8 protein-coding genes and 1 other annotated feature are annotated in these 11,957 nt (G+C 39.4%); of the genes, 2 read left to right on the top strand and 6 right to left on the bottom strand.

From position 1 onward, the window contains the following. Positions 1–35 precede the first annotated feature (35 nt). Complete coding sequence (locus AAJG31_RS01170; protein WP_054550253.1) at positions 36–638, top strand: LysE/ArgO family amino acid transporter; 603 nt, start codon at positions 36–38, stop codon at positions 636–638. A 42-nt stretch (positions 639–680) separates the two neighbouring features. Here the strand turns inward: AAJG31_RS01170 and ileS are convergent, their stop codons facing one another. The 4 genes from ileS to AAJG31_RS01150 form a co-directional block, all read right to left on the bottom strand. After that, the gene (gene ileS, locus AAJG31_RS01165) at positions 681–3,773 is read right to left on the bottom strand and encodes an isoleucine--tRNA ligase (protein ID WP_279495174.1); all 3,093 of its coding nucleotides are present in this window, start codon (positions 3,771–3,773) and stop codon (positions 681–683) included. Between the two features lie 61 nt (positions 3,774–3,834). Further along, positions 3,835–4,073, bottom strand: a binding site (T-box leader). Between the two features lie 192 nt (positions 4,074–4,265). Beyond that, complete coding sequence (locus AAJG31_RS01160) at positions 4,266–5,234, bottom strand: DUF3221 domain-containing protein (protein ID WP_279495175.1); 969 nt, start codon at positions 5,232–5,234, stop codon at positions 4,266–4,268. Further along, positions 5,227–5,742 carry a sigma-70 family RNA polymerase sigma factor gene (locus AAJG31_RS01155; protein WP_341715404.1) on the bottom strand — a complete coding sequence of 172 codons (516 nt, stop codon included), beginning with the start codon at positions 5,740–5,742 and terminating at the stop codon, positions 5,227–5,229. Before AAJG31_RS01155 ends, AAJG31_RS01160 begins: the two co-directional genes overlap by 8 nt. A 64-nt stretch (positions 5,743–5,806) precedes the next feature. After that, positions 5,807–6,250: an Lrp/AsnC family transcriptional regulator gene (locus AAJG31_RS01150; RefSeq protein WP_048393120.1), complete on the bottom strand. Its 444-nt coding sequence runs from the start codon at positions 6,248–6,250 to the stop codon at positions 5,807–5,809. Between the two features lie 141 nt (positions 6,251–6,391). On the opposite strand from AAJG31_RS01150, the gene AAJG31_RS01145 reads away from it, so the two are divergent. Beyond that, on the top strand, positions 6,392–6,976 hold the full coding sequence (locus AAJG31_RS01145; protein WP_066037380.1) for a DJ-1/PfpI family protein: 585 nt from the start codon (positions 6,392–6,394) through the stop codon (positions 6,974–6,976). A 55-nt stretch (positions 6,977–7,031) separates the two neighbouring features. On the opposite strand, the gene AAJG31_RS01140 is transcribed toward AAJG31_RS01145, so the two are convergent. Next, positions 7,032–8,522, bottom strand: coding sequence for an S-layer homology domain-containing protein (locus AAJG31_RS01140; protein WP_279495180.1), 1,491 nt, complete (start codon positions 8,520–8,522; stop codon positions 7,032–7,034). Positions 8,523–8,736: 214 nt separating this feature from the next. Beyond that, on the bottom strand, positions 8,737–11,442 hold the full coding sequence (gene acnA, locus AAJG31_RS01135; protein WP_048393126.1) for an aconitate hydratase AcnA: 2,706 nt from the start codon (positions 11,440–11,442) through the stop codon (positions 8,737–8,739). Positions 11,443–11,957 lie beyond the last annotated feature (515 nt).

Genomic DNA, 11,957 nt, shown 5'->3' with positions numbered 1-11,957 from the left:
ATATCTAAAATAAGTAAAGAAAGGAGGAATGGTCATTGGAAGCTTTTCTTCATGGGATCATTTTAGCATTTGGACTCATTTTGCCATTAGGTGTACAAAATGTTTTTGTTTTTTCACAAGGTGCTACACAACCAAGTTTATTACGCGCTTTGCCAGCAGGTGTGACTGCTGCGATCTGTGATACACTGCTTATTCTACTTGCGGTATTCGGTCTGTCATTAATTGTTCTACAGTTTGAATGGTTGCGTATCACTTTAATGACTATTGGTATTATTTTTTTACTTTACATGGGCTATAGCATTTGGCGTTCAAATCCAGCAAACACTGAAAATAGCGAAGCATTGCCTATAAAAAAACAAATTCTCTTCGCACTCTCTGTATCACTTCTAAATCCACATGCTATTTTAGATACAATCGGTGTTATTGGTACAAGCGCATTAAAATATAGTGGAACCGAGCAAATAATGTTCACTGTTGCTTGTGTGTTCATTTCCTGGCTATGGTTTTTCGGTCTCACATTGACTGGCGCCTCGTTCAAAAAACTAGACGGCTCTGGAAAATTGATGCGACTATTTAATAAATGCTCCGCCGTCTTTATTTGGGCAACAGCATGTTATCTCGCAAGTGGCTTATTTTAACGTACATAGAAAAAGCTCAGGAGGTAACCCTGAGCTTTTCTTTTATAGAGAAACAAATAAAGTGAGCTTTTCATTAAACAATGCCGTCTCAATGGATTTTGCATGAGGCCATTGCTCACCATAATGAATTGCTTTAACTAATACATTTTCTTGTAATAAAGCTTCGTGCTGCTGAATCATGAAAAGTACCCCTGCACTACCATTAAAGGCAATCGATACATATTGCGCCACTGGTAGCTGCCATTTTTTTCGTGCATCTTGTATAGTACGAATCAATTCTCGTATTTGCCCTTCTTGTAGTAAGCTCTCTGTAAGTTGAACATTCATCAAGACACGGCAAGTGCTATCCTCCGCTAAAATATAATGGTCCTTGACGATTGATTCAGCTATTACATGTTCTCTTAATAATGTTAGCTGTTGACCGTCCATCATGAGATCCACAGTTTCATGATGTTGTAACCTTTGTTTCTCTTCCTCTGTTAATGCCAACACATACTCTTTTACTTGATGAACCTTTGGACCAAATGCCGCTCCCGCTGTTTTAAAATTCAATTTATAATGCACGCTTTCATAGGCTGAAAAATCATGTGTCCATCTACAAGCTTTGATGTTTAACTCATCCTGAATGAGTTCGCTATAGGCTTGGTAATCCGACAGTTCACCTTTTAGGGCAACAATGAGTTCACTTAAAGGCTGCTTGACCTTTATTCCCTGACTATTGCGAATGCTACGTCCAAGTTCCACAACTGTTAAGACCGTTGCCATTTCTTGTTCAAGCTTCACATCCACTAGTTGATCGTCGAATAGTGGATATTCCTCAAGATGAACACTTTTTCCACATAGTTGACGGTAGATATCCTCTGCTATAAATGGTGTAAACGGTGCTATTAATTGACAAATGGATGTCAGTGCCTCGTAAAGTGTGCTAAATGCACCTCGTTTATCTGCTGTCATTCCATTTGCCCAAAATCTAGCACGTGAACGACGTATATACCAATTGCTTAACTCTTCCACCAATTGACCAATTTCCCTTGTAGCCTGTGTAAATTGATAATCATCCATAGAGGTTGTGACAAGCTGGATAGTGTGATGTAAGCGAGACAATATCCAATGATCTAGCTGTGAACGTGTACCTGTATTTGTAGCATCATACGTAAAGTCATCGATCTGGGCATACATGTCATAAAATTTAAACGTATTGTCGAGTGTATCCACCAGCTTAGATTTCGCATCTAAGACAATTTTCTTCGAAAAACGCTTTGGATTCCATGGGGAGCTATCAACTAAAAATGCCCAACGTAGAGCATCTGCTCCATACTCCTGTATTAACTCAACAGGCTCTAATGCATTGCCTTTACTTTTGGACATCTTCTGTCCATGCTCATCGAGTACATGCCCTAACGATAGCACATTTTTATAAGGTGGTTTTCCTGTAAACAAGGTCGATACTGCTAATAAGCTATAGAAAAATCCTCGCGTTTGGTCGATGCCCTCAATGACCACATCTGCTGGAAACTGATGATGAAAGTTCGCTACGTCTTCAAAAGGATAATGCTGTTGGGCAAATGGCATCGAGCCACTGTCAAACCAAACATCGATAACTTCAGGCGTACGTTTCATGTCGCCCTGGCAGACAGGACAGGTACAGACAATAGCATCTATAAATGGCTTATGGAGCTCTAATTGTTCATTGACTGCTCCTTTGGCTAATTGTTGTAGCGCTGCAACACTGTTAGGTGCCTCCTCATGATTGCAATCCTGACAGATCCACACATTGAGTGGTGTCCCCCAATAACGATTACGACTAATATTCCAATCCACTAAGTTTTCTAGGAAGTTGCCAAATCGTCCATCCTTAATATGGCTAGGGTACCATGTCACCTGCTGATTATTTTGTAAAAGCTGCTCTTTTAATGCCGACATTTTGATAAACCAGCTATCTGTTGCATAGTACAATAATGGTGAATCACAGCGCCAGCAATGCGGATAGCTATGCTCATATTTTTCTTTAGCAAATAAAAGCTCTTTTGCTGCAAGCAGTTTAATGATATCGACATCACAATCTTTCACAAATCGTCCAACAAGCTCAGGTACCGCTTCTGTATAACAGCCTTTAAGATCAACTACATTGACAAAGGACAAGCCATGTTGCTGCACCGTTTTATAATCGTCCTCTCCATAAGCAGGTGCTATGTGTACAATTCCTGTTCCACTATGCTCTGTCACATAATCTGCCATGACAATGATATGCCCTTTATCGACGGTTACATAGGAAAATGGCGATAGATAGGAAACACCTGCAAACTCCTGTCCGTCATGCTCACTTAATATTTCTACAGGCTCTGAAAAAACCTTTGATACCAACGATTTAGCTAGTATATAGATGCTGTTTGCATGCCTTACACGGACATATCGAAGATCAGGATTCATAGCCAAGGCTACATTGGCTGGTAATGTCCAAGGCGTCGTTGTCCAGCCTAAGATATATTCGTCTCGATCCTCTAGCTTAAACATTGCAGTAACGGATAATTCCTTAACATCCTTATAGCCCTGTGCCACCTCATGAGAGCTTAAGGAAGTTTGACAGCTAGGGCAATAAGGTGAAACGCGATGTCCTTTGTATAACAGTTTTTCCTTGTGAACATGGCTTAAAATATGCCACACAGATTCAATATAGTCATTACTTAATGTTAGGTAAGGATCATCCATGTCAAGCCAGTAGCCAAGCTGCTCTGTAAAAGTACGCCATTTTTGCTCATAGGTAAAAACGCTCTTCTTACATGCTTGAATAAATTGCTCCACCCCATAGTTCTCAATCTCCTGCTTTCCTGAGATTCCTAATGCCTTTTCTACCCCTAATTCCACAGGCAACCCATGTGTATCCCAACCTGCTTTGCGTTCAACTAAATAGCCTTGCATTGTTTTATAACGTGCCACCACATCTTTTATGGTTCTACCAAATGCATGGCCGACATGTGGTAAACCATTCGCTGTTGGGGGTCCCTCATAAAATACAAAGGGCTGCTGTTCAGCACGATTACTTACAGATTTTGCAAAGGTCCCTTCTTGCGCCCATAATGTACGAATCCTTGTTTCTCGTTCAACCGTTGTTTCTTTCTTTTGTTCTTTCTGCATATTAGTTCCTCCTATACAAGCAAATTTGTATAAAAGGCATACAAAAAACCCCGTCCCAAGGAAAAGGGACGGGGTTAACCGCGAATACCACCCTAATTCTATTGACACGATGGCCAATAGCACTCAGCAACGTACAATCATACGTGTTCTTTTTAACGGTAGACACCCGGATTAGCTTACTCCATTCAGCTAATCTTCTCAGAGAGGATTTTCATGTAACACCTGCACACCGACTTCCACCAAATGTCGGCTCTCTGTAGAACAAAGTGAAACACTACTCTTTCTCATCAACGAATTTGTATGCTTTTATTGTCCTTCATCTTAGCAAATTACCAATTGTCTGTCAACGGTGGACAATCTTAAAAAATTTCGTTGAAACAAGTGGCAATACTTTGATGGAGATCAGCATATTGTGGCTGTTGAATGGTTTGAATCAAAAAGCTCTTCAGCAATGTTTTACTATTGAATAGCACGAGAATGTCTAGCTTCTTGTTAGTGAGATTCCTTTATTATTTTCATCTCTACGATATCCTTATAATCAATGAATGGCTGAGCATCATCGTTCCCAATCGACTGTATATATTGAACTTCTACTCGATCTCCAACTGATAGTGTTTGCGGGACATCCACTAGAGGAAACCATGTACCATTACTATGTTTTTGCACTAATTCATCGACAGATTTTTGCCCAACCTCGCTAGCCAATACGCCTGAGACAACTAAAAATTCATGTTCCTTGATCGCTAAGACGGTTCCACTTCTGATGAGCTTCATTTGGCTGTCCTTTTCAGGGATTTTATATTTTTCTCGTAAGGAAGCAATGTCTTTATGATAATGTTGTTCTAAATAATTCATGGCTTCTTGCTCGACAAGCCATGTACGAATGGGATTACTTACATCCTTATAATCGGCTTGGCTTGCCTCCCATAACAAGTCAAATGTAGCCATTTTATAGGCAATTGGCTTGCCATAGTTCTCTATAAACCCTTCGTTTGTGACTTGCAACATTTGCAGAAGCTTATCATAAGTTGGCCGAGTATCATCCTCATAGCTCCACTCTTCCATGAACTGTTCGAGTGCCTTATCTACTTGCTCTTGTGTAGGTACTAGTTTTTTCGATTGTGCATAAGCAAAGGTCGATTCAAAATATAAAAAGTTATCAAAGCTTGCCTTATATAAACGATTCTTTCCGTTCATAAAAGAATCAAGTTGTAAATATAGCTCTAAAATCCGCTCATCTAATACGGGTGGAATAGTAGAAGCTTGCTGTTGTTGTTCATTATATTGCTGATATATAAACAGCCCTATGCAGACACTTAAAATCATAGCCAAAACACCATATGGCCAGCGTTTTGCAGATTTTTTTTCATGGCGTTGCTGTAAATGCTGAACCACATTTGTCATCACACGCTTTTTACTTTCTGATAAATCCCTTACTACGCGTGCATCCATTTTACTCATGCAGGAGCACCTCCCATTCAACATGCTGTAATTGTAGCTTCAATAACTCTCGCCCACGACGTAGCCTTGTTTTGACGGTGCTTTCAGGAATCGTTAACAGCTCTGCAATGTCTAATACAGGCATTTCTTCAAAATAAAAATGTATAATGACCTCTCGCTGTTTGAAAGGGAGAGCTAGAATCGCATTTTCAATCAAAGTACGTTCATCTTGCTGTACAAGCATATCTCTTCTCATAACGGTTTGCTGCGGAAAAATCTTCTGTTGCACTTGAATTTTCCGATAGGTCCAGCTGCGTAAATAATCTTTACTTCGATTACTAACTAATTTCGATAAATACGCCTTTAGCTCCCCGCGTTCCTCATAGTTTTGCTGATTATCATAGAACTTAATAAAGACATCCTGTACGATATCTTCAGCACTTTGTAAATCTCTCACATAGTAAAAGGCAAGACGAATAAGCCTCTCTGTATGCTGTTCCATTATTCTTTCCAGTTCATGAATTAGCAACATTCTTCCTCCTCTCTACCCTATAAACGGTGCTCACGGCTTCGAGGTTTGCTTTTTTTGTCATTTACTCCAAATCATTGTCAGCAAATGGTGTAATCACTTGTTTTTCCGTTGAAGATAACACGATATTAGTAGAAGGTGTGCCATAGGGCATAGCCGCATCAATAAATTGTTCTAATGTTTCTACTGAATAGGTCGCTAATTTAACAATATAGCTAATTTCCCCAGCCACTCGATAACATGCCAAAACATCAGGATGAGCATTACAAAATGAAGAAAGACTTTTACAATCAATGGACTTAAATAAAATAATGGCTTCAATCGTACGCTCCATCTTTTTCAGATTTACCTTTGCATGATAGCCCTCAATCACACCCTGCTCCTCTAGCTTTCTGATTCTTTCAATAACGGCAGGAGAGGATAAATGAACGGTAGTGGCTAATTCCTTCATAGAGATTTTGGCATTTTGCTGTAACTGCTGTAATATTTGTGTATCAATATGATCCATGGTCCTTCACCTTTCTAAATAAATTATTTATGACATAATACCTTTTCAAATAAAGTTTTTTACCTAAAATCCATTATACAACGTATGTAATCTTTTCTCCCTTTTGTTTACAATAATATCAATAAAGGAGGCAAATCAAACATGAAAAAAATATTGTTACTATTAGCAAATGGCTTTGAAGCGGTAGAGGCAAGCGTCTTTACTGATGTGCTCGGCTGGAATAAGTGGGAAGGTGATGGTACAACAGATGTGGTTACGGTCGGCCTGCATGAACAGCTGCAATGCACCTGGAATTTTAAAGTCACTCCTGAAAAATTGCTCCATGAAATTGTATTAGAGGATTTTGATGCATTAGCGATTCCTGGAGGCTTTGAGGAAGCCGGTTTTTATGAGGATGCGTTTAGCGAGGAATTTCAGGCAGTCGTTCGTCACTTTGATGAACAGAAAAAACCGATTGCAACAATCTGTGTAGCTTCTCTTATTTTAGGCCACAGTGGAATTCTTCAGCATCGTCAAGCAACAACCTATAATCATCCAACAAGTAAACGTTTAGCACAGCTAAAGGGCTATGGTGCAGCAATTGTCAACGAGCGCATTGTGCAAACTGATCATATCATCACCTCCTCCAATCCAGGAACAGCCTTTGATGTTGCCTTTCGCTTACTAGAAACTCTAACATCTGCTCCAAACACAGCGAAAGTAAAAGAATTAATGGGCTTCCACTAAAGCATAAAAAAAGTAGGCTTACACCAATATACTTGGCATAAACCTACTTTTTGTATTATTTACTTACTGGTGCTGTTTCTGATGCACTCAAATCCATTTCCTTTGCATTGTCTAGCACATCTTTTGGAATCGTAATTGTCGTTACCGCATTGAAATCATGATATTTGATCGTTGTTTGCTGTCTTGTTTTGATCGAATTGCCTTCTACTTGCATCTTTAATGTCATGTCCATAGCAATTTCTTCTACATCGAATGTTTCTTTATTAATCAATAATTTATATGTGAGACCATCAAAGGAAATATTGCCTAATTGTGCCTCTAGATCCGCTTCCATTCCTAAATCCATTGCGCCAAGCTGCTGCTTCACTAGCTCTGTGAATTTATCGCCAGAGCCTTTTAATGTTAATTCATAACGGTTTGCTGATTCTACTAATGTAAAATCTTCGGCAAATGCTTGTAGCATCTCCAATTGTTCAGTTGCATCTGGCTGCATCCCTGTTTGGCTCAATACATCTTCAAATAATTGTTTCGGGAACTTTACCCAGGCCTTTTGTTCTGCCTCATACATATACATACCATCTTTAGCCGTCATATACATTTTAATCGGCAAATTAATCGCTTCACCACTTGTTGGATCTGTTAAAGCCATTGAACCATCAGCAAAGAATTGCATTGGCTCTGTAACAATTTCCATCTTCATGTTGCCTTTAGAATCCATTTTCATGGTTTCCTTACCATCGTTTGCCTCCACTGTCTGAGAGATCGTCATGGTAGCCTTCATGCTTTTTAGCTCTTTTTGCTTGGCTAATGTTTTCGTAAATACTTCCTCTAACAAAGCACTATCCTTTGTTGTAGTAGGTTGTTCTTCTGTTACTTGCTCCTCTTTAGGCTCTTCCTCTTTTACTTCTGTTGTAGGCTGTGTATCCTCAGCTATGCCTAATGCGTTCACAATAAATGTTGCTAACTGACCACGAGTAACATTTTTATCTACACCAAATTCTGTGGCAGTAACACCCTTCGCAATGCCTGCCTCATACAGAGCTGTTACTGCATCTGCAAATGGACTATCTTGCTGTACATCTGTGAATGGACTTTTACCTTCTGCTGTTAAACCTGCAGCCTCTGCTACCATTACTGCCATTTGACCACGAGTAATAGTGTCATCTGGACGGAATGTATCATCCTCATAGCCTTGTACGACGCCAAGATTAACTAATGTAACAATCGCTTTATAGTATGGGCTAGATGAGTCGACATCCTTGAAATTCGGATTCTCGACAGCCGTATCCGTTGTAGTTAGATGAAAAGCACTTGCTATCATCTTTGCTGCCTGTCCACGTGTCACATCCTTTGAAGGCTTAAATGTACCATCTGGAAAACCATTAATGATGTCTGCTGCATGCAATGTAGAAATACTATTAAAATGCGCATAATCCTCACTCACATCTGAAAATGGACTAGCCGCCGATACAGGTACTACCGCAACAGCAGTAACCGCCATTGCCGCTGTTGCCGCTGTATAAAACTTATGTTTTTTCTTTGTCATAATCAATCGTCCCCCGTTTATGTAAATTTAATGCTTACCTATTAATTTTAGCGAAAGAATTGGAAAAATGCTAGGTTCATTGGAAATTAAATTATAATTATCCATTAAATCCGTCATTTGGTGCTATTTATACATATTTTGGTCACTTCTATCCAACACTCTCTTAATAAATAAAAAAACCGACCTCCTAAGAGATCGGTTTTTATGGTGATGATTACTCAGCAGCTTTTGCGCGTAGAACCATTTGTAGGATACCACCATGGCGGTAGTAGTCTACCTCTACTTCTGAGTCGAAACGAGCTAAAGCTTGGAAAGTTTTAACTGTGCCGTCTTCAGATTTAGCAGTTACTGTTAAGATTTCACGTGGTTTTACGTTGTCAGTAATGTTAACAGAGATTTCTTCTTTACCAGTTAAGCCTAATGTATCAGCAGATTCACCTGGCATAAATTGAAGTGGAAGAACACCCATCATTACTAGGTTAGAACGGTGGATACGCTCGTAAGATTGTGCGATAACAGTTTTCACGCCAAGTAGGAATGTACCTTTCGCAGCCCAGTCACGAGAAGAACCCATACCGTAGTCGTTACCAGCAAGTACGACTAAGCCAGTACCTTGCTCTTGGTATTTCATACATGCGTCATAGATGTACTCTACTTCGCCTGTTGGCCAGTAAGTAGTGAATCCACCCTCTGTACCAGGAGCAACTTGGTTACGGATACGGATGTTTGCAAATGTACCACGCATCATTACTTCGTGGTTACCACGACGAGAACCGTAAGAGTTGAAGTCACGGATTGCAACACCGTTTTCAATTAAATATTTACCTGCAGGTGTATCTTTACCGATTGCACCAGCTGGAGAAATATGGTCAGTTGTGATTGAGTCACCGAACTTCGCCATAATGCGTAAGCCGTCTAAGCCTTTAATAGCTTCTGGCTCTTTTGCAAGACCTTGGAAGAATGGTGGGTTTTGGATGTAAGTTGATTTGTCATCAAATGTGTATAGAGACTCAGTTGATGTTTCAATTGCATTCCATTTTTCGTTCGCTGTGAATACAGTTTCGTATTCTTTTTGGAATAACTCACGGTTAACAACAGTACCTAATACTGCATTAACTTCTTCAGTTGATGGCCAGATATCAGCGAAGAATACTTCGTTACCATCTTTGTCTTTACCGAATGAATCTTTTTGTAGATCGATATCCACTGTACCAGCAAGTGCATAAGCAACAACAAGTGGTGGTGAAGCTAAGTAGTTAGCTTTTACAAGTGGGTGTACACGGCCTTCAAAGTTACGGTTACCAGAAAGAACTGAAGTTACGAATAAGTCATTTGCTTTAATTGCTTCTTCGATTTCAGGTAATAATGGACCTGAGTTACCGATACATGTTGTACAACCGTAACCTACAGTGTTGAAACCGATTTGGTCAAGGTATGTTTGTAAACCTGAATCTTCAAGGTAACCAGTTACAACTTTAGAACCTGGTGCTAAAGAAGTTTTTACCCATTTCGGCACTGTCAGACCTTTTTCTACAGCTTTTTTCGCCACTAAGCCCGCAGCAATTAATACGTATGGGTTAGAAGTATTTGTACAAGAAGTGATCGCAGCAATCGCAACAGCACCTGTTGGAATTTCTACATCGCCTTCAGCGAATTTCGCTACAGAAGTTTTTTCGAATTCATCTTCTGTTAAACCGAAACCTTGTGTACCTTGTGGTGCCACTACTGCTTCTTTGTAACGAGAACGCATTTGAGATAGTGGAATTAAGTCTTGTGGACGTTTAGGACCAGAAAGGTTTGGTTCGATTTCAGCTAAGTTTACTTCTAAAACGTCTGTGTAAACTGGCTCTAATGTTGGATCGAAGAACATGTGGTTCGCTTTTAAGTAAGCTTCTACAACCGCAATGTGCTCTTCGTCACGACCAGTTAAACGCATGTAGTTTAATGATTCTTCGTCGATTGCGAAGTAACCACATGTAGCACCATATTCAGGAGCCATGTTAGAGATTGTCGCACGGTCAGCTAGTGGTAATTTAGATACGCCAGGTCCGAAGAACTCAACGAATTTACCAACTACGCCACGTTGACGTAATACTTGTGTTACTTTTAATGCTAAGTCAGTAGCAGTTGTTCCGTTTGGAAGATCGCCAACTAATTTAACACCGATAACTTCTGGAATTGGGAAGTATGAAGGCTGACCAAGCATACCTGCTTCAGCTTCGATACCACCTACGCCCCATCCAAGAACGCCGATACCGTTGATCATTGTTGTATGAGAGTCAGTACCTACTACTGAATCTGGGAATGTTTCGAATGTGCCGTCAGCATTTTCGTTTACGTGTACAACTGGAGCTAAGTACTCTAAGTTTACTTGGTGAACGATACCTGTTGCTGGTGGTACAGCACGGAAGTTATTGTAAGCAGTTTGAGCCCATTTTAAGAAGTTATAACGCTCAGCGTTACGTTCAAATTCTAGGTCCATGTTTGCTTGTAATGCAGATGCATTACCATATTTGTCAACTTGTACTGAGTGGTCAATTACAAGGTCAACTGGAATAGCAGGGTTGATTTTGCTTGGGTCGCCGCCCATTTCTTTCATTGCAGAACGAAGAGATGCAAGGTCAACAACTACTGGTACACCAGTAAAGTCTTGTAATACAACACGAGAAGGTTTGAATGGTACTTCTGCCTCTGGGTCAGCACCGTTACCCCATTTTGCTAATTCGTTTACGTGTTCTTCTTTAATTACATACGCATCATATTGACGTAAAACAGATTCTAATAATACTTTAATTGAGTAAGGAAGGTTTGAAACTTTTGCAACGCCAGCTTTTTCAATCGCAGCTAAGTCATAGTAATTGTAAGTTTTACCATTCACTTCGAATGATGCACGGCTGTTGTGTAAATTACCTTGTGCCATTTGCGGATCCCCCTAATATATCTTTTTGAAAAGGCTTTAAAAATGTGTAGCATCTTTTCTCCAATACCCATGATAGCGCATTTATATTCATAAGTAAATTACATTAATATTATCTTTTTTGATAAGCATAACTTATGACCTTGGTTTCTATCCTGATATTTTTAATTTTTTGATGTGCATAGTATCAAGGTTTTGTATTAATGAGGGTTTCTATACCTGTCTAACGAAGTGTATCTAAATGTATTTAACTGCGGTACAGATTGCGGTACGAGCTGCGGTACGCGGACTTTTTGTAAAAAGTGTACCCCAATTTGTAAAATGTAAAACATGAAGGTTTTGGCAGGTATTATTATAAGGAAAGAACAATATGAATTCCTTTAAAGTTAATAGTATTTCTTTGTCACAAACTGTGGCATTTTTATTTTTTAATATACAAACAACATTCTACTATATTAATACTTTTTTATGATTACAAATAACTACCAAGAGAGTAATTCATTATGAAGATATTCTTT

Source organism: Lysinibacillus sp. BS3 (assembly GCF_039614735.1).
GTDB classification, from domain to species: Bacteria; Bacillota; Bacilli; order Bacillales_A; family Planococcaceae; genus Lysinibacillus; species Lysinibacillus capsici.
The sequence above is the reverse complement of the archived record's forward strand: the minus strand, read 5'-3'. Positions and strand labels throughout refer to the sequence as shown.

What these genes read in the sequence shown, in the direction of transcription:
- ileS (WP_279495174.1), bottom strand. Translation starts at nt 3,773, where the DNA reads ATGCAGAAAGAACAAAAGAAAGAAACAACGGTTGAACGAGAAACAAGG.
- AAJG31_RS01160 (WP_279495175.1), bottom strand. Translation starts at nt 5,234, where the DNA reads ATGAGTAAAATGGATGCACGCGTAGTAAGGGATTTATCAGAAAGTAAA.
- AAJG31_RS01150 (WP_048393120.1), bottom strand. Translation starts at nt 6,250, where the DNA reads ATGGATCATATTGATACACAAATATTACAGCAGTTACAGCAAAATGCC.
- AAJG31_RS01145 (WP_066037380.1), top strand. Translation starts at nt 6,392, where the DNA reads ATGAAAAAAATATTGTTACTATTAGCAAATGGCTTTGAAGCGGTAGAG.
- AAJG31_RS01140 (WP_279495180.1), bottom strand. Translation starts at nt 8,522, where the DNA reads ATGACAAAGAAAAAACATAAGTTTTATACAGCGGCAACAGCGGCAATG.
- acnA (WP_048393126.1), bottom strand. Translation starts at nt 11,442, where the DNA reads ATGGCACAAGGTAATTTACACAACAGCCGTGCATCATTCGAAGTGAAT.